Annotated in this window: 28 protein-coding genes; 21 read left to right on the plus strand and 7 right to left on the minus strand. The window is 65.1% G+C overall.

Annotated elements, in window-relative coordinates; all coding sequences use genetic code 11:
* Window positions 1-316: 316 nt before the first annotated feature.
* The 10 genes from SE91_RS02660 (at window position 317) to SE91_RS02700 (ending at window position 9793) form a co-directional block, all read left to right on the plus strand.
* A complete protein-coding gene (locus SE91_RS02660; protein WP_061846469.1) occupies window positions 317-745 on the plus strand; it encodes a hypothetical protein in 429 nt (142 codons plus the stop codon).
* 121 nt (window positions 746-866) lie between these two features.
* On the plus strand, window positions 867-2744 hold the full coding sequence (htpG, locus tag SE91_RS02665; RefSeq protein ID WP_061846470.1) for a molecular chaperone HtpG: 1878 nt from the start codon (window positions 867-869) through the stop codon (window positions 2742-2744).
* A gap of 171 nt (window positions 2745-2915) precedes the next feature.
* On the plus strand, window positions 2916-3197 hold the full coding sequence (locus tag SE91_RS02670) for a DUF3551 domain-containing protein (protein WP_008543696.1): 282 nt from the start codon (window positions 2916-2918) through the stop codon (window positions 3195-3197).
* 9 nt (window positions 3198-3206) lie between these two features.
* Entirely contained in the window at window positions 3207-3500 is a 294-nt protein-coding gene (locus SE91_RS35010) for a DUF3551 domain-containing protein (protein WP_008543697.1), read from the plus strand.
* 214 nt (window positions 3501-3714) lie between these two features.
* Window positions 3715-5520 carry a long-chain-acyl-CoA synthetase gene (locus tag SE91_RS02675; RefSeq protein WP_061846471.1) on the plus strand — a complete coding sequence of 602 codons (1806 nt, stop codon included), beginning with the start codon at window positions 3715-3717 and terminating at the stop codon, window positions 5518-5520.
* A gap of 154 nt (window positions 5521-5674) precedes the next feature.
* Window positions 5675-5920: an acyl carrier protein gene (locus tag SE91_RS02680; protein ID WP_061846472.1), complete on the plus strand. Its 246-nt coding sequence runs from the start codon at window positions 5675-5677 to the stop codon at window positions 5918-5920.
* On the plus strand, window positions 5907-7289 hold the full coding sequence (locus SE91_RS02685; RefSeq protein ID WP_061846473.1) for a class I adenylate-forming enzyme family protein: 1383 nt from the start codon (window positions 5907-5909) through the stop codon (window positions 7287-7289). Before SE91_RS02680 ends, SE91_RS02685 begins: the two co-directional genes overlap by 14 nt.
* Window positions 7282-8004: an SDR family NAD(P)-dependent oxidoreductase gene (locus SE91_RS02690; RefSeq protein WP_008543702.1), complete on the plus strand. Its 723-nt coding sequence runs from the start codon at window positions 7282-7284 to the stop codon at window positions 8002-8004. Before SE91_RS02685 ends, SE91_RS02690 begins: the two co-directional genes overlap by 8 nt.
* 225 nt (window positions 8005-8229) lie before the next feature.
* Entirely contained in the window at window positions 8230-8445 is a 216-nt protein-coding gene (locus SE91_RS37425; RefSeq protein WP_008543704.1) for a hypothetical protein, read from the plus strand.
* A gap of 202 nt (window positions 8446-8647) precedes the next feature.
* Complete coding sequence (locus SE91_RS02700; RefSeq protein WP_061846474.1) at window positions 8648-9793, plus strand: DUF3095 domain-containing protein; 1146 nt, start codon at window positions 8648-8650, stop codon at window positions 9791-9793.
* A 131-nt stretch (window positions 9794-9924) separates the two neighbouring features.
* Here the strand turns inward: SE91_RS02700 and SE91_RS02705 are convergent, their stop codons facing one another.
* The 3 genes from SE91_RS02705 to SE91_RS02715 form a co-directional block, all read right to left on the minus strand.
* The gene (locus SE91_RS02705; protein WP_061846475.1) at window positions 9925-10359 is read right to left on the minus strand and encodes a DUF2147 domain-containing protein; all 435 of its coding nucleotides are present in this window, start codon (window positions 10357-10359) and stop codon (window positions 9925-9927) included.
* A gap of 107 nt (window positions 10360-10466) precedes the next feature.
* Window positions 10467-11852: an MATE family efflux transporter gene (locus SE91_RS02710; protein WP_061846476.1), complete on the minus strand. Its 1386-nt coding sequence runs from the start codon at window positions 11850-11852 to the stop codon at window positions 10467-10469.
* A gap of 81 nt (window positions 11853-11933) precedes the next feature.
* On the minus strand, window positions 11934-12461 hold the full coding sequence (locus SE91_RS02715; RefSeq protein ID WP_061846477.1) for a GNAT family N-acetyltransferase: 528 nt from the start codon (window positions 12459-12461) through the stop codon (window positions 11934-11936).
* 245 nt (window positions 12462-12706) lie between these two features.
* On the opposite strand from SE91_RS02715, the gene SE91_RS02720 reads away from it, so the two are divergent.
* The 11 genes from SE91_RS02720 to SE91_RS36815 all read left to right on the plus strand — a co-directional run bounded on the left by SE91_RS02720 (window position 12707) and on the right by SE91_RS36815 (window position 20755).
* On the plus strand, window positions 12707-13303 hold the full coding sequence (locus SE91_RS02720; RefSeq protein WP_061846478.1) for a superoxide dismutase: 597 nt from the start codon (window positions 12707-12709) through the stop codon (window positions 13301-13303).
* A gap of 259 nt (window positions 13304-13562) precedes the next feature.
* A complete protein-coding gene (locus SE91_RS02725; protein ID WP_061846479.1) occupies window positions 13563-14174 on the plus strand; it encodes a permease in 612 nt (203 codons plus the stop codon).
* Window positions 14171-14671, plus strand: coding sequence for a hypothetical protein (locus SE91_RS02730; protein WP_061846480.1), 501 nt, complete (start codon window positions 14171-14173; stop codon window positions 14669-14671). The genes SE91_RS02725 and SE91_RS02730 overlap by 4 nt, the downstream gene beginning before the upstream one ends.
* A 45-nt stretch (window positions 14672-14716) precedes the next feature.
* Window positions 14717-14953, plus strand: a complete 237-nt coding sequence (locus SE91_RS37430) for a hypothetical protein (protein ID WP_061846481.1) — start codon at window positions 14717-14719, stop codon at window positions 14951-14953.
* Between the two features lie 2 nt (window positions 14954-14955).
* Window positions 14956-15711, plus strand: coding sequence for a metal ABC transporter ATP-binding protein (locus SE91_RS02740; RefSeq protein ID WP_008543734.1), 756 nt, complete (start codon window positions 14956-14958; stop codon window positions 15709-15711).
* A 6-nt stretch (window positions 15712-15717) separates the two neighbouring features.
* Window positions 15718-16587, plus strand: a complete 870-nt coding sequence (locus SE91_RS02745; RefSeq protein WP_061846482.1) for a metal ABC transporter permease — start codon at window positions 15718-15720, stop codon at window positions 16585-16587.
* Between the two features lie 2 nt (window positions 16588-16589).
* A complete protein-coding gene (locus SE91_RS02750; RefSeq protein WP_061850890.1) occupies window positions 16590-17453 on the plus strand; it encodes a metal ABC transporter solute-binding protein, Zn/Mn family in 864 nt (287 codons plus the stop codon).
* Window positions 17454-17505: 52 nt separating this feature from the next.
* The gene (locus tag SE91_RS02755; protein WP_061846483.1) at window positions 17506-18552 is read left to right on the plus strand and encodes a CobW family GTP-binding protein; all 1047 of its coding nucleotides are present in this window, start codon (window positions 17506-17508) and stop codon (window positions 18550-18552) included.
* On the plus strand, window positions 18552-19571 hold the full coding sequence (locus tag SE91_RS02760) for a WD40 repeat domain-containing protein (RefSeq protein WP_061846484.1): 1020 nt from the start codon (window positions 18552-18554) through the stop codon (window positions 19569-19571). The genes SE91_RS02755 and SE91_RS02760 overlap by 1 nt, the downstream gene beginning before the upstream one ends.
* A 30-nt stretch (window positions 19572-19601) precedes the next feature.
* The gene (locus SE91_RS02765) at window positions 19602-20318 is read left to right on the plus strand and encodes an MgtC/SapB family protein (RefSeq protein WP_008543747.1); all 717 of its coding nucleotides are present in this window, start codon (window positions 19602-19604) and stop codon (window positions 20316-20318) included.
* Between the two features lie 101 nt (window positions 20319-20419).
* Window positions 20420-20755, plus strand: coding sequence for a hypothetical protein (locus SE91_RS36815; RefSeq protein ID WP_060737502.1), 336 nt, complete (start codon window positions 20420-20422; stop codon window positions 20753-20755).
* A gap of 144 nt (window positions 20756-20899) precedes the next feature.
* On the opposite strand, the gene SE91_RS02775 is transcribed toward SE91_RS36815, so the two are convergent.
* From SE91_RS02775 to SE91_RS02790, 4 genes are all read right to left on the minus strand, one after another.
* Window positions 20900-22342 carry a homospermidine synthase gene (locus SE91_RS02775; protein WP_008543750.1) on the minus strand — a complete coding sequence of 481 codons (1443 nt, stop codon included), beginning with the start codon at window positions 22340-22342 and terminating at the stop codon, window positions 20900-20902.
* Between the two features lie 83 nt (window positions 22343-22425).
* Complete coding sequence (locus tag SE91_RS02780) at window positions 22426-22815, minus strand: RidA family protein (protein WP_060734790.1); 390 nt, start codon at window positions 22813-22815, stop codon at window positions 22426-22428.
* A gap of 145 nt (window positions 22816-22960) precedes the next feature.
* Window positions 22961-23548, minus strand: coding sequence for a GNAT family N-acetyltransferase (locus SE91_RS02785; protein ID WP_008566105.1), 588 nt, complete (start codon window positions 23546-23548; stop codon window positions 22961-22963).
* A gap of 130 nt (window positions 23549-23678) precedes the next feature.
* Complete coding sequence (locus SE91_RS02790) at window positions 23679-24821, minus strand: type III PLP-dependent enzyme (protein ID WP_060734791.1); 1143 nt, start codon at window positions 24819-24821, stop codon at window positions 23679-23681.
* Between the last annotated feature and the right edge of the window lie 511 nt (window positions 24822-25332).

The raw sequence follows: 25332 nt of genomic DNA on the forward strand, positions 1-25332 counted from the left end.
CCGGCGGGGTGGCCCCAGGTACAATGGTGGGGCGGTTGGTGGGGCGGCTTTCAAAATATAGCAGATTTCCCCAGAAAAAAGTAAGGCGCGACTGGCATCACCACAGTCGCGCCCTACGTCGCCGGCTTATGGGGCAGGGGGGAATAGCCGGCTGCTGAGACGACTCCCGGCCCCGAAAGTCGTTCCATCTCCTCCGAAATATTTTGCTGAGGCTGGGCATTTTTTGCACACGGTTAAGTGATCGTAATCACCGAGAACCCCCCGTCCTCCGCCCGCGTTGTTCCCGCGATCGCCATGGGGCGAGGGATCGACAGCCATGTCACAGATTCAAAAGGTATTTTTAGGCGCCGTCGCGATTGCTGCGACGCTCGGCGCGGTGCAATTGGCCTCCGGCCACGATCTGGCCGACCGCTGGCAGGCCGTCGCCGATATACCCAGCCACAGCTCGAACCTGACCCCGAGCCATAATATCAATCGCACCGGCAAGTCCGACCGCCTTGCCGAGATCAAGCAAGCGCCCGTTGCCACCCGGACTGTGTCGATGCGGCTGAACGACCTCGCAGACACGTCGGTGCTGCTGCGGGTCCCCGCGGTGATCGAGACCGGCAATGCCAAGCAGCCCGTGCTGCTCCAGAACCAGACGCAGAAGAAGAACCGCAACAAGCCGACGATCGCCTGCGAGCCGATGGTCAGCTCCCTGACCGAGGTCGCGAAACTGCTCCAGCCCGGCCGCTGCGTCACCTGATCCGCACAGGACGCCGGATAGATCGCCCTCCCCCGAGGGCGATCGTTCGCGTCCACTTGATCCCCTGTCCCTTCGCGTTATATCCCGGGTTTCTTCCCCTTCGTTTTGACCGGGTAAACGCATGACGACGTCAGACACGGCTGTGCATACGCAGCCATTCCAGGCCGAGGTTTCCGAGCTTCTGCACCTCATGGTGCACTCCGTCTATTCGGAGACCGATATTTTCCTGCGCGAACTCGTCTCCAATGCCTCGGACGCCTGCGACAAGCTGCGCTATGAGGCGATCGCCCGTCCGGACCTGCTCGGCGAGGGCGAGGCGCTCAAGATCCGCATCATCCCGAACAAGACGGCCAAGACGCTCACGATCGCCGACAACGGCATCGGCATGGAGCGGCAGGAGCTGATCGACCATCTCGGCACCATTGCCCGCTCCGGCACCAAGGCCTTCGTATCGAAGCTGAAGGAAGCAAAGGACGGCCTCGGCCTGATCGGCCAGTTCGGCGTCGGCTTCTATTCCGCCTTCATGGTCGCCGAGAAGATCGTCGTGATCAGCCGTCGCGCCGGCGAGAGCGACGTCTGGACCTGGAGCTCCCAAGGCGGCTCCGGCTTCGAGATCGCCCGCGCCGGCGACGAGGACGCTGCGCGCGTGACGCGCGGCACCGAGATCGTCCTGCACCTGAAGGACGACGCCAAGAAATATCTCGAAACCTACGAGATCGAGCGCATCGTCGGGGCCTATTCCGACAACATCCTGTTTCCCATCGAGCTCGTGCCGGAAGAGGGCGAGCCGCGCCAGATCAATTCGGCCAGCGCGCTGTGGCAGCGCTCGAAGAGCGAGCTGACGGCGGAGGACTACAAGAAAGCCTATCAGCAGATCGCGACGGCCTTCGACGATCCCGCCATGACGCTGCATTATCGCGCCGAGGGCCGCTATTCCTACGCCGTGCTGCTGTTCGCGCCGTCTGCCAAGCCGTTCGACCTGTTCGAGCCGAACCGCAAGGGCCGGGTCAAGCTCTACGTCCGCCGCGTCTTCATCACCGACGATGCCGACCTGCTGCCGGGCTATTTGCGCTTCATCCGCGGCGTGGTCGACAGCGAGGATCTTCCGCTCAACATCTCCCGCGAGATGCTGCAGAACAATCCGCAGCTGGCGCAGATCCGCAAGGCGGTGGCGACCCGCGTCGTGTCCGAGCTCGAAAGCCTCGCCGAGAAGGATCCGGACAATTTCGTCAAGATCTGGGACGCCTTCGGCGCGGTGCTGAAGGAGGGCATTTACGAAGACTTCGAGCGTCGCGAAAAGCTGCTGGCGCTGTCGCGCTTCACCACGACGTCGGGCGAGAAGCGGTCGCTGAAGCAGGTGATCGCCGATTTCAAGCCGAACCAGACCGAGATCTACTATCTCGTCGGCGACAGCATTGAGCGGCTGAAATCCAATCCGCGGCTGGAAGCCGCGACCGCGCGCGGCATCGAGGTGCTGCTGCTGTCCGACCCCGTCGATGCCTTCTGGACCTCGATGCCCTCGGAGTTCGACGGCAAGCCGCTGAAGTCGCTGAGCCAAGGCGATCTCAACCTCGATTTGATCCCGCGCCTCGACGACAAGGACGAGACCAAGAAGGACGAGCCGGAGGCCGACGAAGCCGCCACCATCGCGGTGATCAAGGCCGCGCTCGGCGAGCGAGTTAGCGACGTCAAGGCCTCGACGCGCCTGACCAGCTCCGCCTCCTGCCTGGTCGCCGACAGCCAGGGGCCGAGCCGCGAGCTGGAGCGCATCCTGGCGCAGCAGAACCGCGGCATGAAGACCAAGCCGATCCTTGAGATCAATCTGCGTCATCCGATGGTGGGTGCGATCACCAAGGCGCCGGCCGGCTCCAAGGCCGTCGACGATCTCAGCCTGCTTCTGCTCGAACAGGCGCAGATCCTGGATGGGGAATTGCCGGAAGACCCGGCCGCGTTCGCCGCGAGGCTGAACCGCCTCGTGTTGCAGGGGCTCGGCGCGTAGCCGCTGGTTCGGTCGTCATGCCCGACCACGACGACGGTGAGTGCGTTGCGAGATCGCCGCACTCACCTTGCCGTCATCTGTACCTAGGAACAGTCGCCTCCAGCGTGGTGTTATGCCATAGGAGGCAGTCGGCATCCGTGCCGGCGCCGTGACCGATGCGAGGATTTCTCCATGCGCTTGCCGATCCTGACCCTCACCGCGATTGTCACGTTGTTCGTCGCGGCCGACGCCAGCGCCCAGACCTACGATCCGCGTTATCCCGTGTGCATGCATGTCTACACGCCCGGCGGCTTCGGCGGTGGAGGCGGCGACTATTATGATTGCTCGTTTACCTCGATCCCGCAGTGCCGGGCCACGGCGTCGGGCCGCTCTGCGAGCTGCGACCTGAACCCCTATTACGCCTTCGACCAGCCCCCGCCGCGTCCGCGCAAGCGGCAGAAGCAACAGTACTAGCGGTCCACGATGCGCTTTCCTCGGATCCTCTCGCCGCGAGCTTCCCTCGGCCTGCTCCTCGCCGTCGGCGCCTCGCTCGTGATTGCGCCCTCGCATGCGCAGACTTTCGATCCCCGTTACCCCGTCTGCATGCACGTTTATTCCGGCGCGAATGGCGGTGGCGGGGAGTGGTACGATTGCTCCTTCACATCCATCCCGCAGTGCCGCGCCACCGCGTGGGGGCGCGCCGCGATCTGTGATCTCAATCCGTACTACCCCGTCAACGCGCCGCCGCAGCGTTTGCGTCACAGGCGAACCGGCTAGCACCGGACGGATCGGCGCTTCCACTTGACGTCACTGCTGATCCCGACAAATTCCGCCCGCTTTGTGCCGACCGTCTTGCGACGCCGGCGGCTTGGTAAGGAATGACTAGCGTTAATCGCGCGCTAAGCGGCTTTTACCCTGCCCCTTAACACCTGGGCAGGGCGGTGCGGGCTAAGCTTGGGACCAGCAGCCACGGCCCCAAGAGAATAACGGCATGACCACCGGTGTCATCGAGCAAGCGAAAGCCGCGCGCGCGCCGTCGGCGTCGAAGATCTGGCTGAAGGCGATCGAGCTCACTGCGCGGATCGAGACGCTGCCGGGCCGCCTGTTTGCCGACGTCGTCGACGACTGGGCGCGACGCCAGCCCGACCGCGCGGCGCTCGTCACCGACGCTGCCATGCTTGACTACGAAGGCTTGTCGAAGCGGATCAATCGCTATGCGCGCTGGGCGCGCTCGGTCGGCGTGGCCAAGGGAGACACCGTTGCCCTGATCATGCCGAACGGCATCGACTATGTCGCAGCCTGGCTCGGCATCAGCCGGGTCGGGGGCGTTGTCGCGCTGCTCAACACCAAGCTGGTGGGGCCATCGCTCGCGCATTGCATCGACGTCGCGAAGCCGTCGCACATCATCGTCGCCTGTGAACTGGCGGCGATGCTCGACGGCGCAGCGCCGCATTTGAAGACGCAGGCAAAGGTCTGGAGCCATGGCGATGCCCGCAGCGAACGCGCCATTGACGTTGCGCTGGCGGCGCTCGACGATGCCTCTCTTTCGCCGGACGAGCGCGGCGATGTCACGATCAGCGACCGCGCCCTGCTGATCTACACATCGGGTACCACCGGCTTGCCGAAAGCCGCCAGCATCAGTCACCGCCGCATCCTCAACTGGGGCTTCTGGTTCGCCGGTCTCACCGGCGCGACGCCTCAGGACCGGCTTTACGACTGTCTGCCGCTGTTCCACTCGGTCGGCGGCATCGTCGCGCCATGCAGCATGCTGGCCGCCGGCGGCTCGGTGGTGATTGCGGAGAAGTTTTCCGCGTCGCATTTCTGGTCCGACATCGACCGGCACGACTGCACCCTGTTCCAGTATATCGGCGAGCTCTGCCGCTATCTGCTCAAGGCGCCGCCGTCGGAATATGAGAACCGGCATCGCCTGCGGCTCGTCTGCGGCAACGGTCTGCGCGGCGACATCTGGGAGGATTTTCAGGCGCGCTTTGCCATTCCCCGCATCCTCGAATTCTACGCGGCGACCGAAGGCAATTTCTCGCTGTTCAACGTGGAGGGCCAGCCCGGCGCGATCGGACGCATTCCGCCGCTGCTGGCGCATCGTTTTCCGGCAAGCCTGGTCAAGCTCGACCCCGACAGCGGCGTGCCGCTACGCAACGAAGAGGGCTTTTGCATCGCCTGCGCCCGCGGCGACGCCGGCGAAGCGATCGGCCGCATCGGCACCGCCGATGAGGGCGGCGGGCGCTTCGAGGGCTATACCGACGCAGGCGAGACCGAGAAGAAGATTTTGCGCGATGTCTTCGCCCGGGGTGATGCATGGTTTCGCACCGGCGACCTGATGCGGCTCGACGACAAGGGCTTCTTCCATTTCGTCGACCGCATCGGCGATACCTTCCGCTGGAAGGGCGAGAACGTCGCGACCTCGGAGGTGAATGACGCCGTGCGCGACTTCACCGGCGTGGTCGACGCCACCACCTATGGCATCAGCATTGCCGGCACCGACGGCCGCGCCGGCATGAGTGCCATCGTCGTGAACGAAGGCTTCGACATCGCCGCGCTGCCCGCCTATCTCGCGCAGCGTCTGCCGGCCTATGCGCGTCCCGTTTTCATCCGCATCTCCCACGAGATCGATGCGACCGAGACCTTCAAGCAGAAGAAGGGAGGGCTCGCGCGCGAGGGCTTCGATCCGGCCGCGATAGCCGAGCCGCTGTTCATGCTCGATCCGAAATCCGGGGCGTATGTCGCGCTCGATAGCGAGGCCTATGCCCGCATCAATGACGGCACGATCAGGCTGTAAGCCTCGCGAAAATCAGCAGATAGGTCCAGTTTTATCTGAATTGTCCAAGAAGCCATTTACTTCTCTCGGGTAAACAGACGGCCATGGGGAGGCGGTCAGCAAGAGCCGCCGCAACGAGCGATAACAACAAGAGATAACAACAAGCGAGCCAGCCATGTCGGTAAGGTCTAAGATCATTGACGCGATCCAGCAGATCGCCAAGGAGCAGCACGTCACGCTTCCCGCGCTCTCGGACGATCTGTCCCTGCACGAGACGGGCTTCGATTCGCTCGCCTTCGCGATCCTGGTCGCGCGTCTCGAGGACGAGACCGGCGTCGACCCCTTCACCATTTCCGAGGACGCAGCGTTCCCCGCCACCGTGGGCGATTTCGTGCGGGCCTACGAAAATGTCCCCGCGTGAGATCTTTGCGCTTCGCGACCATCTCGGCGCTGAGCTGAAGGGCCGCACGCTCTCGGATCCGCACCATGTGGTGTCGCTGACGGACGTCCTGTCGCACACGGTTCTGGGTGGGCGTCTGCACGAACTCGCGGGCCGCGCCGTGCTGCTCAAGCTGTCCGACCAGCTCCGGTCAGGCCTTGCCATGATCGAGCTCGACGGCATCGCCCGTCGCATCCTGCTGTGTCCGCCCGATCTCAATCCTGCGCATCTCGACGCGCTGATCGCGGATGCCGCGATCGATGCTGTCGTCACTGACGGGGCCGATCGCTGGACCGGGATCGGCGTGCCGCTGGTGGTCACCGCGAAATTGCCGCTCGAAGCGGCCGTACCGGTCAGGACCGAGCGGGCCACCGAATGGCTGATGCTAACGTCGGGCACGTCGGGCGTACCAAAAATCGCCGGCCATACGCTGGAAGCGCTCACCGGCGCGATTGTCACCGAAGGCCCCGCGCGCGGACCTGCGCCGGTGTGGGCGACGTTCTACGACATCCGCCGCTATGGCGGCCTGCAAATCTTCCTCCGCGCCATTCTCTCCGGCGGCTCCATGGTGCTGTCGGACCCGCATGAGGCGCTGGCCGATCACGTCGCAAGGCTGAATGCGCGCGGCGTCTCGCACATCTCCGGCACGCCCTCGCACTGGCGCAAGCTCCTGATGAGCGGCTCGGCCGCCCAGTTCACCCCTCGCTACGTCCGTCTCTCCGGCGAGATCGCCGACCAGGCGGTGCTCGACGGCCTGAAGGCGGCATTCCCCGATGCGTCCGTCGGTCATGCCTATGCCTCGACCGAGGCCGGCGTGGGCTTCGCCGTCAATGACGGGTTGGAGGGTTTTCCGGCCAGTTATCTCGGCAGCCGCGATGGTGTCGAGATGAAAGTCGTCGACGGCTCGCTGCGCATCCGCTCGACGCGCACGGCCCATGCTTACATCGGCCGCAACGCCGCCGCACTCACTGACGACGACGGCTTCGTCGACAGCGGCGATATCGTCGAGCTGCGCGGTGATCGCTATTATTTCGTCGGCCGCCGCGGCGGCATCATCAATATCGGCGGGCTGAAGGTTCACCCCGAAGAGATCGAGGCGGTGATCAATCGCCATCCCGATGTGCGGATGTCGCGGGCCAAATCCCGCCGCAGCCCGATCACCGGCGGCATTGTCGTCGCCGACGTCATTCTCGCCGACGGCTGCGATCCGGCGCGTGCGAAGGAGATCCGCGACCAGATCCTGGATCAGTGCCGCGCGCAGCTCGCCTCGCACAAGGTGCCGGCCGTGATCCGCTTCGTCGAGGCTCTCGATGTCACTCCGGCCGGCAAACTGGCGCGCACCGATGCATAATGTTCTCGTCACCGGCGGCAGCCGCGGCATTGGCCTTGCGATCGCAAGGCGCCTCGTCGCTGCCGGATTCAACGTGATTGCGGCCGCGCGACGCGAGAGCGAGGAGCTCAAGGCGGCGGTCGCCGTATCCGAAGGACGCCTGCATTTCCGCGCCTGCGACCTTGCGGTGATCGACGCGATCCCGGCCTTCGCAAAGCTGGTCCGCGACGAGTTTGGCCCGATCTACGGCCTCGTCAACAATGCCGGCCTCGGCACCGAGGGCCTGCTCGCCACCATGCACAATTCCGAGATCGAGGCGCTGGTTCAGCTCAACGTGCTCTCGCCGATCATCCTCACCAAATATGTCGCGCGACAGATGATGGCGGACGGCGCAGGCCGCATCATCAACATCTCCTCGATCATCGCCACCACCGGCTATAACGGCCTCTCCGTCTACGGTGCGACCAAGGCCGCAGCCACCGGCTTCACCCGCTCGCTCGCGCGCGAGGTCGGCAAGCTCGGCATCACCGTGAACGCGATCGCGCCGGGCTTCATCGACACCGAACTGACGCACAATCTCTCCGACGAGGGACGCAAGCGCATCGCCAGCCGCAGCGCGCTGCGCCGTCTGCCGGAAACCGATGACGTCGCACGCATGGTGGAATATCTGCTCGGCGAGGGAGGCCGCAACGTCACCGGCACCGTGTTTACGATCGACGCGGGGAATACGGCCTAGAGCTTCGGTGCTGATTGAATCAGAACCGAAGCTCTAGATTCTTGTTTTGACGCGTTTTCTTCACGCGAACCGGTGTCCACTTCGCTCGAAAACGCTTTTGCGGAACCCCGGTCGCGACAATTGGTTGATCCGGCGCAATGACATTCAGCCGGATTTGGTCGTAAGATGCCCCGCAATCGATTGGGTTACGTCAATCGGTCTGCCCTAATCGACAGGGAGCAGTCCATGGCCATGCCAAACATGACCGCTTCGAACCTGGGCCGGACGTCAGCAGAGCAATCGCGCGCGAGGCCGGACGATGTCCATTGTCAGCCGATGTCGCATCAGAATTCCGGTGCTCACGGCCATGAGATGTATCCGCAGCAGTTCGTGCGGTTGGTCGGATGTCATGATGTCCCGGCCTCAGCGGTGCGCAAGCGCCAGGACGAGAAGCTGCATTAGGCGCTTGGGCTCCGGGCTTCTCCCAGTCAATTCGTTCATGTGACAATTCCGGCGGCTTGTGCGGCATTGCACGGGCATGCGGGCTTGTTGTCCGGCTTTTTCTCGGCCAATGATCGGGGCATCGCGGAAGCCGGCGAACCCGGGTCCATCCTGCCACGTATCTGTCTTGCAAAGTGCCATCTCAACCATCCGGCATCACCCGATGACATCGAGCGAATCCTTCTACGGCGGCATTCCGGTCTTCCGCGGCTTCACCAGCCTGATGGACCCTGTGCTGTATTCGCCGCTCCCGGACGATTGGAGCATCGGCGTTGCCGACATCGTGGATTCGACCAAGGCCATCGCGGCGCAGCGGTACAAGGCAGTCAACATGGCAGGCGCCGCCGTGATCGCGGCGGTGACGAACGCGTTGCAGGGGCGCGAATTCCCCTTCGTGTTCGGTGGCGACGGCGCGAGCTTTGCGGTTGCGCCTGACGATGTCGAGTTTGCCCGGGAGGCGCTGGCGGCGACCGCGACCTGGGTGCGGGAAGATCTCGATCTGAAGATGCGCGTCGCTCTGGTGCCGGTCAGCGCCATCCGCGCGCAGGGCCTCGACGTGCGCGTCGCGCGCTTCGGTCCGTCGGCCAATTTGTCCTATGCGATGTTCTCCGGCGGCGGCCTCGCCTGGGCCGATGCCGCCATGAAGCGCGGCGAGTTCGCGGTGACTGAAGCGCCCGGCGGCACGCAGCCCGACCTCTCCGGCCTGTCCTGCCGTTTCGAGGTGATGCCGGCCTCACGTGGCTCGATCCTGTCGGTGCTGGTGATGCCGGCACGCGACGCAGATCCACCCGCCTTCCGCAAGGTGATCGAGGACGTCATCCATCTCGTCGAGCGCAGCCCGGATGGCGGCCGCCCGGTGCCGCCGCAGGGGCCGCCGCTGAAATGGCCGCCGCAAGGGCTGGATTATGAGGCCCGCACCCGGCGCGGCGGCTCACTGCTTGCGCGCCGTGCCAGTGTGCTGGCCTATACGCTGTTCGTCTATCTGATCATGCGTTTCGACCTCAAGGTCGGGGGCTTCGTGCCTGAAGTCTACAAGCGACAGGTGGTCGAGAACTCGGACTTCAGGAAGTATGACGACGGATTGCGCATGATCCTCGATTGTACGCCGGAGCTCGAACGCGCGCTGGGCGATAGGCTCGCGGCGGCCGCGCGCGACGGCGTCGTGCGCTACGGCCTCCATCGGCAGGACGCGGCGATGATGACGTGCTTCACGCCATCGGCGCTGCGCAGCGATCACGTGCACTTCATCGACGGCGCGCGAGGCGGCTACGCCTCGGCCGCGACGGCGCTGAAGGCGATGATGGCGTGAAAGGACTCTCGTGCCCCCGGACGCAGCGCAGCGTGAAACGGCGCGCTGCAGAGCTGGGGCCCATGGCAGTGTGGGTCCCGGCTCTGCGCCGCGTCACTGCGTGCCGCAGCGCGTCCAGGACACGAAGACTGTCACCGTCCTGCGCGCGTCCAGGTTTCGCCGCCGCAGAGCGCGCCGACGCAGCCTTCGACGCGCAGCGAATCCGCCGACGTCACCGTGACGCTGCTCGCATAGCTGCTGCCGTCATCAGCGTTGTAGATTTGGCCCGACCATTTGTTCGGGCCTGACGGCTGCATGCCGTTGAACAATGGCAGGCCGATCATCGGACGCCTGGCGAGCGCAGGATTGGGATTCTTGCTGTCGGTGGCTGGCTGGCCGGTCGCGGTGTCATAAGGCTCGCGCAGCCAGACGATGTGGCCACAGATGCCGTCGCCGCATTTGTTGATCTTGACGCGCGCATCGCCGGCCTGGGTGAGCCAGGTCCCGTCGGCGCTTTGCGCCTGCGCGCTGGTTGCGCCAAGCAGCGCAGCCAGGATGACGACGGGAATCGCGAATCTGCTGAACATGGAGAACCCCCGAAAAAAGACGGCGCCTCCATATCAGCCCGGCAGGATAGTGCAACGCTGGTGGGAATCACATTCCTGCGTTTACTTGCTTGCTTATCTGCCTGCGCTCATTTGCCCCAGCGCGCGAACGCGACCGAGGCGGCGGTCGAGAGCCCGAACACGACCATGGCGCCGCCGACCAAGGCGAACAAGGTCCAGGCCGGCGCCTGCGCCATCATGAGGCTGACGCCGCCGATCGCGACGATCAGGAGCCGCGCCGTCGAAGCAAGCACGGGCCCGCCAACGCGCGCCGCGCCTTGCGAGGAGAAATAGAGCGACACGCCGATGCCGAAGAACACGAAGGCCGGTCCTGCCCAGTGGAAATAGCTGTGGGCGGCGGCGGTGACGCCGGGATCGCGCGTGAACAGCGCGACCCATAGCGACGGATCGAGCGCGACCACGAGCCCGATCAGGCCGACGGTCAATCCCGAGGCCGCCGCCGCAGTCCAGGCCACGCGCCGCGCGCGCTTCAGATGGCCTGCGCCGATCGCGACGCCGACCATCGGCACCGAGGCGATGCCGAAGGCGAAGGTGATCGGGATCAGCAGAAATTCGAGCCGCGAGCCGATGCCGTAGCCGGCCAGCATCTCGGTGCCGAAGGTCGCGAGGATCTTCGTGAAGATCAGAATGGTGAGCACGGTCTGGAGTGGCGACAGGCAGGCCAATGCGCCGACCTTGAGAATGTCCAGGAACATCGCGCGTTCGAAATGGAAGGCGCGGACATCGAGCTGCAACCGGCTGCGGCCGGATAGGAGATACCAGAGGAAGAAGATCGCGGCGCAGCTGAACGCGATCAGCTGCCCGCTTGCGACACCCGGCATGCCGAATTGCGGCACGCCGAACAGGCCGAGCCCCAGCGTGCCGCCGAGCACGATCTGGAGCACGCTCGCTCCGATCAGCGTCATCGACGGCAGGCGCATGTCGCCGGTGCCACGGATCACCGAGGCCAGCGTGTTGACGAGCCAGATCGCGACCGCACCGGAGAACAGCACCTGCGAATAGCCGCTGGCCTCCTCGAGCACGCGGTCGCGGCCGCCGAGCAGAGCGAAGAAGGAGCGGCCGAAGACCAGCATCATCACCGTGAAGAACAGCCCGCCGCAGAGGCCGATGATGGCAGCATGCAGTGCCAGCGTCGCGGCGCGGTCGCGATCGCCTGCGCCGAGCGCGCGGCTGATCGCTGACGAGACCCCGCCGCCCATCGCGCCCGCGCTCATCATCTGTGTCAGCATCGCGAACGGAAACACCAGCGCGATCGCGGCGAGCGGGATGGTCCCCAGCCGGCCGATATAGGAGGTCTCGGCGATCGATACCAGCGTGCTGCCGACCATCGCGATCATGTTGGGAATCGCGAGCCGCAGCAGCGTCGGCAGGATCGGCGCGGTCAGCAGGCTCGCAATGGGGGAGGCGACCGGGGCACGCGGCGGGACGGCGTCTAGGGGGGCGTCGATCGTCATGTTCACCGGGCGGAATGTTAGATGATGATCGACATATTATAGGACGCAGGGCGGCCGGCGCAGCCCTCGCTCACGCAGGGCTCACCAGGGCAGGCCGCATAGGTCGATGGTGCCCAGCGTCGGCGCGCGGACGATGTTGAAGACGTAGGGCGCCATGTGGGTGAAGCGGATGCGTCCCTCCGGTTGCTCGCAATAGACCTCGCCTTTGAAGGGCAGCCAGCTCCGGGTCTCGTAGAACGAAAAATTGTGCGGCTCGCAGAACAGCAGCGCGAAGCGAGCGGCCTCGTTGGCGCGAATGGTATGCACCGCCGCGTCGATCGCCAGGGTCGCGTAGCCGCGGCCGCGCCGGTCCTCGCGCGTGCAGACCCCGCCGATGCCGCCGATATGGACCTTCTGCCCATTCCAGGTGACGGTGCGGAAATAGATGCCGACATGGCACACGAGGCCGTCCTCGGGCGTCTCGATCAGCACGCGCAGATCGGCATTGGCCCATTTGACGTGAGCCCAGGCCGGCTTCTCCGCGGCGTCCTGGCTCCAGACCGCGTTGAGCAGCGGTTTTGCAATCGGCCACGAGGCGTCGCCGTTCAGGATGTCGATTTCGATGCTCATTGCTCGGTCTCTCGCATCTTCGGTCCGCGGTGCATTCGTTCTGTCATAACCGCTTCAAAGGCAATGATATTTTGCGACGTCCAGCCGGCCCGGGCGATCGTCCGCGGCCTGCGCCGGATTATTTGCAATCGTGCCAAGCGGTCGCATCACGCGTTTTCGCAAATTGGCGGTATTTAACGGCCGCGGAACCTTCTATAAGGGGTGACCGTTAGAACTCGTTCCCCACCAGTTGCGGACAAGAACCCATGACCTTTACGCTGCCCCCACTCCCTTACGCCTATGACGCCCTCGGCCAGTATATGTCGAAGGAGACGCTGGAATATCACCACGACAAGCATCATCAGGCCTACGTCACCAACGGCAACAACGCGCTCAAGGGGACCGAATGGGAAGGCAAGTCCCTTGAAGAGATCGTCAAGGGCTCGTTCGGCAAGAACCCCGCGGTGTTCAACAATGCCGGCCAGCACTACAACCACATCCACTTCTGGAGCTGGATGAAGCCCAATGGCGGCGGCACCAAGCTGCCGGGCAAGCTCGAGAAGAAGATCAACGAGGACCTCGGCGGCTTCGACAAGTTCAAGACCGACTTCCAGGCGGCCGGCGTCGGCCAGTTCGGCTCCGGCTGGTGCTGGCTCCAGGTCAAGAACGGCAAGCTCGAGATCTCCAAGACTCCGAACGGCGAGAATCCCTTGGTGCACGGCGCCACGCCGATCCTCGGCTGCGACGTCTGGGAGCACTCCTACTACATCGACTATCGCAACCGCCGCCCGGACTATCTCAAGGCGTTCGTCGAGAACCTCGTGAACTGGGAATACGTCGAGTCCCTGTTCGAGAAGGCGTAAGCCAATCACTCAGTCATCCCGGGGCGATGCGAAGCATCGAACCCGGGATCTCGAGATTCTCAGATGCGCAACGGCGCACCAGAGTTCGCACTTCGTGCGCCCCGGAATGACAGGATCGAGGCGGTCGCATCAGCGGCCGCCTTTTTGCTGTGCGGAATTGCCCTGCACGATGCGCGCACGGCTCTGTCATCGTATCGTTTGCATCGGGGGAATGCCGCCCTTAATCAGGATGGCACCCCCGCGATCCGATCCGAGCCCGTTGTCAGAACCTTCCCCGAAAGACCCGGCGCCTGCCGAGGACGTCGACGCCGAGCCGCGGCCGGGGCGCGTGCGCAAGCCGATCGGCTGGTCCACCATCATCATCGCGGTCCTGGTGGCGGTGAGCGCCGGTCTGGTCTGGCGGCGTGACGGCACCGACGGTGTCCTCGACATTCTCACCCACGACCTCTCGCTGTTCTCAGGCATCCTGCCGCGCGTGCTGGCCGGTTGCCTGCTCGGCGCCCTCATCTCGGAGATCCTGCCGCACGAGAAGGTCTCGCGCTCGCTCGGGCCGAAATCGGGCCTGATGGGCCTGCTGATCGGCACTGCCTTCGGCGCGATCCTGCCGGGCGGTCCTTTCACCGCCTATCCAGTGGCGAGCGCGCTGCTCGCAGTCGGCGCCGATTTCGGCGCTACCATCGCCATGGTCGTGAGCTGGACGCTGATCGGCTATGGCCGGGCGGTGGCCTGGGAAATCCCGATCATGGGCACCGATTTCACGCTGTGGCGGATCCTGATCTCGCTGCCGCTGCCGGTGCTGGCCGGCGCGCTCGGCCGCTTCGTCTATGCCAGGCTGTATCCGAAGCCCGCCGCCAAGGACGATGAGTTGTGAGCGCAGCGCTTCTCATCGACATGCTGTTGTGGGGCTCGGTGCTCGGGGTCGGCCTGATCGCCTTCCGGCGCGGGTCTGCCGTGTTCGTGGCCTCGCTGCGCGAAGGCGCAATGGACTTCGTCAACATCGTGCCGCGGATCGCGCTCGGGGTGATCGGCTCCGGCTACATCGCCGCCATCATCCCGCAGGAGGTGATCACCGGCTGGCTTGGGCCGGATAGCGGCTGGCTCGGAGTCGCCTCTGCCGTCGTCGCCGGTGCCGCCACGCCCGGCGGCCCCGTCATCGGCTTCTCCATCGGAACGGTGGCGCTGAAGTCGGGCGGCGGCGTGCCCCAGGTGGTGGCCTATGTCGTCGCTTGGGCCCTGTTCGCCTTCCAGCGGGTCATCTTGTGGGAAATCCCGTTCATGCCGGCCCGGTTCGTCTGGTTCCGCTGCGCGGTCTCGGTGCCATTTCCGTTCGTGGCAGCCGCCATCGCCATGCTGATTGGTAAGCCCTGAGCCCAGGGCGTGGACAGACGAAATGTTATAATATAACGTCAAATAATGGTTCCCGCCGCCTCCCACGCCCATCATCACGACCACGCGCACGGCCATTCCCATAGCCATGCGCATGCACACGGGCACGACCACACCCATGCCCATGTCCATGATGCGGCGTCACCGCATCCGGCCCAAGCGGCACCCTGGTCGATCCTGCGCATGACCATGGCGGGGCGCCTTGCGGCCGCGCTCGCCGTCTGCGCCGTGCTCTGGGGCATGGTCTTCCTGGCTATGAGGTGACCATGGCGGCGCTGCACTTCCACAACGTCACGCTCGGCTATGACCGGCATCCGGCCGTGCACCACCTCAACGGCGAGGTCGCATCCGGCGCGCTGGTCGCCGTGATCGGTCCGAACGGCGCAGGCAAGTCGACGCTGCTGCGCGGCATCGTCGGCATCCTCAAGCCGCTCGACGGCAGCATCCATCTCGGCGGGCTCGACAGCAGGGACATCGCCTATCTGCCGCAGAGCGCGGAGATCGACCGCAGCTTCCCGATCTCGGTGTTCGATTTCGTCGGCACCGGGCTGTGGCGCGGGACCGGCCTGTTCGGCGGCATCGGCAAGGCCGCGCGCGAGAAGATTTTGCGCGCGATCGCCGCGGTCGGCCTCAACGGCTTCGAGAACCGCCCGATCGGCACGCTCTCCGGCGGCCAGATGCAACGCGTGCTGTTCGCGCGGGTGCTGCTCCAGGACGCCAGCCTGATCGTGCTCGACGAGCCCTTCAACGCCATCGACAGCAAGACCACGACCGACCTGCTCGCGCTGGTGAAGAATTGGCACGCCGAGGGCCGCACCGTGCTGGCCGCCCTGCACGACATGGAGATGGTGCGCACCCATTTCAGCGAGACGCTGGTGCTGGCGCGCGGTCCCGTGGCGTGGGGACCAACGGACGAGGTGCTGACGCCGGAGAATCTGCTGGTGGCGATGCGGATGTGCGAGGCCTTCGACGACAGCGCGGCGGCCTGCGCGGCCGACGACGGGCGTTCGCAGGCAGCGTGACCTCAAATGATCTATGACGCGCTGATCGGTCCCTTCACCGAATTCGAGTTCATGCGGCGGGCGCTCGCTGCCGTGATCGCGCTCGCGCTGGCGGGCGCGCCGATCGGCGTGTTCCTGATGCTGCGGCGGATGAGCCTCGTCGGTGACGCCATGGCGCACGCGATCCTGCCGGGCGCTGCGGTCGGCTTTCTGCTCTCCGGCCTTAATCTGTTCGCGATGACGGCCGGCGGCCTGATCGCCGGCTTCGCGGTCGCGATCCTCGCCGGCGTGGTGGCGCGTTCGACGGGGCTGAAGGAAGACGCTTCGCTGGCCACCTTCTACCTGGCCTCGCTGGCGCTCGGCGTCACCATTGTCTCGATCAAGGGCACCAATATCGACCTGTTGCATGTGCTGTTCGGCAACATCCTCGCGATGGACGACCAGACGCTGCTTGTCGTGGCCTTCAACGCCACGGTGACGCTGCTGGTGCTCGCGGTGATCTACCGTCCGCTGGTGATCGAGAGCGTCGATCCCCTGTTCCTCCGCACCGTCAGCCGCGCCGGCGGGCCAGCGCATCTCGCCTTCCTCGCGCTCGTCGTCATCAACCTCGTCAACGGCTTCCAGGCGCTCGGCACGCTGCTTGCGGTGGGTCTCATGATCCTGCCGGCCGGCATTGCCCGGTTCTGGTCGCGCGATCTCACCGCCATGATCTGCATTGCCGTGATTGCTGCTGCCGTCTCAGGCTATGCCGGCCTCGTGCTGTCGTTCCAGACCCGTGCGCCGTCAGGCCCCGCGATCATTCTCGTGGCGACGGTGCTCTACATGGTCTCCGTGCTGTTCGGCCGCGTCGGCGGTATCGTCCGGCAACTGTTTCCCGGCCGGCATCTGGAAGCATGACGATGCGGCTCATCCTGCTTTGCGTATTGTTGCTGATTGCCCCGCCGCTGCATGCCGCCGAGCGGCTCAACGTCGTTGCGAGCTTCTCGATCCTGGCCGATTTCGTCCGCAATGTCGGTGGTGACAGGGTCAATCTGACCACGCTGGTCGGCGCCGACAGCGACGTCCACGTCTACACGCCGGCCCCTGCCGATGCGAAGCGCGTCGCCAATGCCAAGCTCGTCATCGTCAACGGGCTCGGCCTCGAAGGCTGGCTGCCGCGCCTCGTGCAGTCCGCGGGCAGCAAGGCGAAGGTCGTGACTGCGAGTGCCGGCATCACGCCGCTGAAATTAGGCGCGGCCGCAGATCCCCACGCCTGGCAGTCCATCCCGAACACCAAGGTCTACGTCACCGACATCGCCAATGCGCTCGCCGCGGCCGCTCCGGACGATGCGGATGTTTTCCGCGCCCAGGCCAAGGCCTATCTGGAAAAGCTCGACTCGCTCGATCGCGAAGTCCGCGATGTCGTGGCCAAAATCCCAACCGAGCGGCGCAAGGTGATCTCCACCCACGACGCCTTCGGCTATTTTTCCGCCGAATACGGTATCCGGTTCATCGCCCCCCTGGGCGTCTCTACGGAGACCGAACCCAGCGCGCGCGACATCGCCGCCATCATCGGCCAGATCAGGGCGCAGAAAATCCCGGCCGTGTTCCTGGAGAATACCAGCGATGACCGGCTGATCCGGCGGATCGCGGCCGAGACCGGCGCCAAGGTCGGCGGGACCCTGATTTCCGACGGTTTGACCGGCGAAAAGGGGCCTGCACCCACTTACATTGACATGGTCAGGCACAATATAAAGGCCCTGACCAGCGCGCTTGACCAATAGGGCAGGGCCACCCGCCTCGCGTCGCGCGAACAAGCCTGATGTCGGAGTTCTTATGTCTGAAGCGACCGCCTCAAAAATTCCCGTGACCGTGCTGACCGGCTATCTCGGCGCCGGCAAGACCACGCTCTTGAACCGCATCCTGTCGGAGAATCACGGCAAGAAATACGCTGTCATCGTCAACGAATTCGGCGAGATCGGCATCGATAACGATCTCATCATCGGCGCCGATGAAGAAGTGTTCGAGATGAACAACGGCTGCATCTGCTGCACCGTGCGCGGCGACCTCGTCCGCATCATGGACGGCCTGATGAAGCGCAAGGGCAAGTTCGACGCCATCATCGTCGAGACCACCGGCCTCGCCGATCCCGCGCCAGTCGCCCAGACCTTCTTCGTCGACGAGGACGTGCAGAAGAACGCCCGGCTCGACGCCGTGGTCACGGTCGCCGACGCCAAATGGCTGTCGGACCGGCTGAAGGATGCGCCCGAGGCCAAGAACCAGATCGCCTTCGCTGACGTCATCGTCCTGAACAAGACCGACCTCGTCAACAAGGGCGAACTCGCCGAGGTCGAGGCCCGCATCCGCGGCATCAATCCCTATGCGAAGCTGCACCGCACCGAGCGCTGCTCGGTGGCACTGGCCGACGTGCTCGATCGAGGCGCGTTCGACCTCGACCGCATCCTCGACATCGAGCCGGATTTCCTGGAGGCCGACGATCATGACCATGATCATGATCATCACCATCATGGCCACGACCACGACCACCATCATCACGGTCATGGCCTGAAGCACTATCACGACGAGGATATGCAATCGTTGTCGCTGAAGACCGACAAGCCGCTCGATCCCAATGTGTTCATGCCCTGGCTCCAGAATCTGGTGCAGGTCGAGGGCGGCAAGATCCTGCGCTCCAAGGGCATCCTCGCTTTCCACGACGATGACGACCGCTACGTCTTCCAGGGCGTCCACATGATGCTGGAGGGCAACCACCAGCGGAAGTGGAAGGAGGGTGAGCCGCGCGAGAGCCGCCTCGTCTTCATCGGCCGCGAATTGCCCGAAGAGGCGATCCGCAAGGGTTTCGAGAGCTGCATCGTTTCGTGATGAAAGAGTTTACGCCGGCCCCCGACTCCGCCTCGATCGTCTCCGTTACCGACCGCGTCAAGCCTGTGACGCTCGGCATGGCCGTGACGTCGGTGCATTTTCTCGGTCCCCGCGCCGCCTTCGTCGGCGGCGAGGAGAGCGTCGCACTCGTCGATAGCCAGGGAGAGACCACCAAGGTGGCCGTGCACAGCGGCGGCATTCTCTCGACCGCCTCCGACGGCAAGCGCATCGTCATGGGCGGCGACGACGGCAAGGTCGTCTCGCTCGACGCCAAGGGCGAGGTGACGTTGCTCGCGACCGACCCGAAGCGGCGCTGGATCGACGCGGTGGCGCTGCATTCGGACGGCGCCTTCGCCTGGTCGGCCGGCAAGACCGCGACCGTCAAGAGCGGCAGGAGCGAGGAGAAATCGCTCGAGGTGCCCTCGACCGTCGGCGGGCTCGCATTCGCGCCAAAGGGTCTGCGGCTCGCGATCGCGCATTACAACGGCGCGACGCTGTGGTTTCCGAACATGGAGGGCTCGGCCGAATTTCTGCCTTGGGCCGGCTCGCATCTCGGTGTCACCTTCAGCCCGGACAACAAATTCCTGGTCACCACGATGCACGAGGCGGCGCTGCACGGCTGGCGGCTCGCCGACAACAGGCACATGCGCATGACCGGCTATCCCGGCCGCGTCCGCTCGATGTCCTGGAGCGCGGGCGGCAAGGGGCTCGCGACCTCGGGCGCCGACACCGTCATCATCTGGCCGTTCGCCAGCAAGGACGGCCCGATGGGCAAGGAGCCTGCGATGCTTGCCCCGCTTCAGGCGCGCGTATCCGTGGTTGCCTGCCATCCGAAGAACGACATCCTGGCCGCAGGTTACAGCGACGGCACCGTGCTGATGGTGCGGTTGGAAGACGGCGCCGAGATTCTGGTCCGCCGCAACGGCACCCCGCCGGTGGCCGCACTCGCCTGGAATGCGAAGGGCACCCTGCTGGCCTTTGCGGACGAAAGTGGGGACGGCGGCCTGCTGGAGCTTTAATCTGTCATGGTTCCCACCGTATAGGGGACCATGCGATTTCTCACGACCTTTCAGCTTGCCGATTTTGGCGACACCCTGGTCAGCTTGCTCACGGCCTTCGTGCTGGGCACGCTGATCGGCGCCGAGCGGCAGTACCGCCAGCGCACCGCGGGCTTGCGCACCAACGTGCTGGTCGCGGTGGGAGCGGCAGCCTTCGTTGATCTCGCGATGCATCTGGACGGTGCCGAGGGGGCGGTGCGGGTGATCTCCTATGTGGTCTCCGGCATTGGCTTTCTCGGCGCCGGCGTCATCATGAAGCAGGGCATGGACGTCCGTGGCCTCAACACCGCGGCGACGCTATGGGCCTCGGCCGCGGTCGGCTCCTGCGCCGGGGCCGACATGGTCGCGCAGGCCGCGGCGCTCACCGTCTTCGTCATTGCCGGCAACACCATGCTGCGCCCGCTGGTCAATGCCATCAACCGCATCCCCCTGAACGAGAAGGCGCTGGAGGCCACCTACTATTTCAAGCTCGCGGTGGCCGCCGACGCTTTGCCCGACATGCGCGACCGCCTCGTCGAGAAGCTCGAGGCTGCGAACTATCCGGTCGCCGATATCGAGCTCGTCGAGATCGGCGAGGACATGCTGGAGATCGTTGCGAAGCTCGTCGCGAGCGCCGTTGATCCGAACGAGCTTAACGTGGTGGCGACCGATTTGCAGCATTTGCCGGGCGTGCGGCATGCCACCTGGGAAGTCAGCACAACGGAGTGAGCGCGGCGTTTTGGCGCGCAGAGGCCGGGTTCCCGCTCCTTCGATGCCGGAACCCGCGCGCCCCAGTTTCGTTGATCCCGCGGACAAAGGCGGTGATCGACATGCCCGGCCAAGAGACCAAGCGTAGACTGAAATTCGACCTGACAATCGCCACTTCGCTGTTCGCAGCTGGCGTCGTGGTGTCGGTGTTGTCGCTCGCCCAGATCCGTGCCGAAAGCCGGCTGCAGCTGGCGCAGGCAACGCCGCCGCTGCAGGGCACGCCGTCCGACGATCAGAACAAGCCCGCGGAATCCAAGCCCGGCGGCGATCGCCCGACCACGCCGGCCCCCGAGCCCGCGCGGCCGGATCCGCAGACTCAGGGCGCGGCGGGCGCGGCCAAGCCAGCTTTGCCGCCGGCGCCGGCGGAGAAGGTCGGGCCGCCGATCAAGGAGAAGTAGGCGATCGCTCCGCATTCGGTGTCATCCCCGCCGAAGGCGGGGGATCCAGTATTCCGCGAAAGCGCGTGGATACGAAGAGGCCGCGGCGTACTGGATGCCCCGCCTTCGCGGGGCATGACAGCGGTGGGTGCGGGACGCGCCCTTTCACCGCACCAGAATATTCCGGAACTGCCAGGGATCGCTCGTATCGATATCCTCCGGGAACAGTCCCGGACGATCCGTCAGCGGCGTCCAGTCGGTATAAAAGCCCTTCACCGGGCCGAGATACGGCAGCTGGATCTCCAGCAGACGATCGAAATCCATCTCGTCGGCTTCGACGATGCCTTCGTTCGGGTTTTCCAGCGCCCACACCATGCCGCCGAGCACGGCAGAGGTCACCTGCAGGCCGGTGGCGTTCTGATAGGGCGCGAGCTCGCGGGTTTCTTCGATAGAGAGCTGCGAGCCGTACCAATAGGCGTTGTTGTCATGGCCGAACAGCAGCACGCCGAGCTCGTCGATGCCGTCGACGATCTCGTTCTCGTCGAGGATGTGGTGCCTCTCCTGCATCTTCGCAGCACGGCCGAACATCTCGTGCAGCGACAGCACGGCATCGTCGGCCGGATGATAGGCGTAGTGGCAGGTCGGCCGGTAGATCGCCGTGCCCGATGCGTCACGCACCGTGAAGTAGTCGGCGATCGAGATCGACTCGTTGTGGGTGACCAGGAAGCCGTATTGCGCCCCGCGGGTTGGGCACCAGGTGCGCACGCGCGTGTTGGCGCCGGGCTGCATCAGATAGATGGCGGCGCCGCAGCCGGCTTCGTGGGTCCTCGCATTCTCGGGCATCCATTTCTCATGGGTGCCCCAGCCGAGCTCGGACGGCTGCACGCCCTCCGACAGGAAGCCTTCCACCGACCAGGTGTTGACGAACACGTCGGGCTCTTTCGGCTTCTTCGAGCGCTGGGTGTCGCGCTCGGCGATGTGGATGCCCTTGACGCCGGCCTGCCGCATCAGATCCGCCCATTCCGCCTTGGTCTTCGGCTTGGGGGCATTGAGCTTCAGGTCGGCAGCGACGTTGAGCAGCGCCTGCTTCACGAAGAAGGAGACCATGCCGGGATTCGCGCCACAGCAGGAGACGGCCGTGGTCGAGCCCTTGGGTCGCGCGCGCTTGGCGGCCAGCGTCACTTCGCGCAGCGCGTAATTGGAGCGCGCTTCCGGGCCTTTCGAGGCGTCGAAATAGAAGCCGAGCCAGGGCTCGTTGACGGTGTCGATGTAGAGCGCGCCGAGCTCGTTGCAGAGCTCCATGATGTCGGTGGAGCCGGTGTCGACCGATAGATTGACGCAAAAGCCTTGGCCGCCGCCTTCGGTCAGCAGCGGGGTCAGCAATTCGCGGTAATTGTCTCGGGTCACGGCCTTCTGGATGAAGCGCACATTGTGCTTCTCGCAATGCGCCTTGCGGCCCTCGTCCTTGGGATCGATCACTGTCACGCGCGACTTGTCGTAATCGAGATGCCGCTCGATCAGCGGCAGCGTGCCTTTGCCGATGGAGCCGAAGCCGACCATGACGATGGGACCAGTGATCTTCGCGTAGATCTGCGAGGGAGGGCTCATGGGATGGTTTCTCCGGAACGTGCTGGCAGGCAAGGGGTGGGTGGATCAGGCGATGCGGCGCTTCTCAGATGCTGCGGCGCCTTTTAGAGGCTGCGGCGCTTGGCGGTGACTTCGATCTCGACCTTCATCTCGGGCTTGGCGAGAGCGGTGACGACCAGCAACGTCGCAGCCGGCCTGATGTCACCGAGAACCTCGCCGCAGACGGCGAAGTGGGCGTCGATGTAGCTGGCGTCGGTGACGTAATAGGTCGCACGGACGATGTCGGCCATCTCGAATCCGCCCTCCTTCAGGGCGGCTGCGATGGTCTTGAAGCAGTTGCGTGACTGGCTCGTGACATCGGCCGGCATCGTCATCGTCGTGTAGTCATAGCCCGTGGTTCCCGCGACGAAGGCGAACTCGCCGTCGATCACGGCGCGGCTGTAGCCGACGGTCTTCTCGAGCGGAGAGCCGGTGGAGATCAGGCGACGGGACATGGTCGTGGGCCTCGACTGAAGGGGTGTTTCGCGGCGTTAAACGGCGTTTCCGGGGCCCGCGCAACCCCAAAGGAACGGCTTAGCGGAGACGCGGCTGAGCGCTGCCGCGGAACGCGGCTTCGGTCGTCGCCATCATGGCGATCCCTCAGGCCGCGTGCGCGTGGAGGGCGCGAACCGCCCTCCGTTTGGGCAGGGGCGCGCCGGTCGGGACGATCATCCCTTCGGCGCCGTCGAGCGCGCCGTCCGCGAACTCGATCGCCAGCAGGCGGTCGCGCTCGAACGGGCCGGGCAGCGACAGCGCGCCGGTCTTCTCGCCGGAGAAGCCGAAGCGGGCGTAATAAGGGGCATCGCCGAGCAGGATCACGGCGTCCTGCCCGCGCGCCCGGGCGGCGGCCAGCGCTTGATGCATCAGCGCGGCGCCGATCCCGAGCTCGCGGCAGGCAGGGTCGACCGCCAACGGTCCGAGGACCAGAGCGGGCCTGCCTCCGGCGCTGACGTGCCACAGCCGCACGGTTCCCACGAGCTTGCCCTCGCGCACAGCCGACAGGGCAAGGCCCGCGGCGGGTGCACGTCCATCGCGCAGGCGCTGGCAGGTGCGGCCATGGCGATTCTCGCCAAAGCAGGCATCGAGCAGCGCTTCACGCATCGCGACATCGGCAGCACGTTCCGCACGGATCACGAACGGAGCGGCTTTCGAGGTGAGGGCGAGCTGTGGCTTCCGAGGAGCAGTCATGGCGCGTCAGTCCCCGCTTGAAGGACGCGCGATCGGCGCGCCTGTCCAAGACGTCGTCAGAAATCGAGATGTGAGGGAGGAGCCGGCAAGCCGGCTCCCGGGTTCGTCAGGCCTCAAACCGAGAGGCAAATCAGATGTGATACGTCCGCAGCGGCGGAATGCCGTTGAACGCCACCGACGAGTAGGTCGACGTATAGGCCCCGGTGCCTTCGATCAGCACCTTGTCGCCGATCTCGAGCGTCACCGGGAGCGGATACGGGTTCTTCTCGTACAGCACGTCGGCGCTGTCGCAGGTCGGACCTGCGAGCACGCACGGCGTCATGTCCGCGCCGTCGTGACGGGTGCGGATGGCGTAGCGGATCGACTCGTCCATCGTCTCGGCGAGACCGCCGAACTTGCCGATGTCCAGGTACACCCAGCGCACCTCGTCCTCGTCGCTCTTCTTCGAGATGAGCACGACCTCGGATTCGATGATGCCGGCGTTGCCCACCATGCCGCGGCCCGGCTCGATGATGGTCTCCGGAATCTGGTTGCCGAAGTGCTTGCGCAGCGCGCGGAAGATCGAACGGCCGTAGGTGACGACCGGCGGCACGTCCTTCAGGTACTTGGTCGGGAAGCCGCCGCCCATGTTGACCATGGACAGGTTGATGCCGCGCTCGGCGCAGTCGCGGAACACCTGCGAGGCCATCGCCAGCGCGCGGTCCCACGCCTTCACCTTGCGTTGCTGCGAGCCAACATGGAATGAGATGCCGCACGGCTCCAGCCGAAGACGCTTGGCGAGGTCGAGCACCTCGACCGCCATCTCCGGATCGCAGCCGAACTTGCGCGACAGCGGCCATTCGGCGCCAGCGCAGTCATAGAGGATGCGGCAGAACACCTTCGCGCCGGGTGCGGCACGGGCGACCTTCTCGACCTCGGCGGCGCAGTCGACCGCGAACAGCCGAATGCCGAGCGCGAAGGCGCGCGCGATGTCGCGCTCCTTCTTGATCGTGTTGCCGAAGGAGATGCGGTCGGGCGTCGCACCGGCGGCCAGCGCCATCTCGATCTCGGCGACCGTCGCGGTGTCGAAGCAGGAGCCCATGGAGGCGAGCAGCGCCAGCACTTCCGGCGCCGGGTTCGCCTTGACGGCATAGAACACGCGGCTGTCGGGCAGCGCCTTGGCGAAGCTCTGGTAATTGTCGCGCACGACCTCGAGGTCGACGACGAGGCACGGCTCGGTGTCGAGGCCATCCTTGCGGCGGTTGCGCAGGAATTCCTGGATACGTTCGGTCATAGCACTCTCCAAAGCGGCCCCAGCGACGGAGCTCGTTCAAAGTGGTTCTCGGACGAGGGTGCTACGCCGCTGCCGCACGATGGAGACGCGACAGGGCTAAGACCCTAGACCGAATTGTGCTGCCGTGGATTGGTTGGGAGTTTTCCCGCCCGCACACCTGGCAATGAAGGACAAGCCTTTTCAGTAGCCCGCGCCGGCGTTGGACTGCCGGTAGAGACCAAAAAAGCCCGATCCGTCGTTGCTTTAAGTCGCGTCCCCCGTTGAGAGCGGGGTGCGCCGGTTCGCCTCCGGCTGCCAGTCACGGTTGCAAAGAGCGAAGTCACCTTCGACAAGGCATCTCTTTGAGAGAGATGCTGGACACTCCGGGTTTGCTTCGTCTTCCGACCTCAGTCTCGCGACCTTTGGTCTTCGACTTCCGCACTTCCGAAGAGCCCCTCGGCTTCTTCACCCCTTGGCGGCTGTCCGGCCTCTTGTCCGGATACCTACCGACTGACACACGACCACAGGCACG

This window comes from Bradyrhizobium sp. DOA1, from assembly GCF_001593325.1.
Lineage (GTDB): Bacteria > Pseudomonadota > Alphaproteobacteria > Rhizobiales > Xanthobacteraceae > Bradyrhizobium.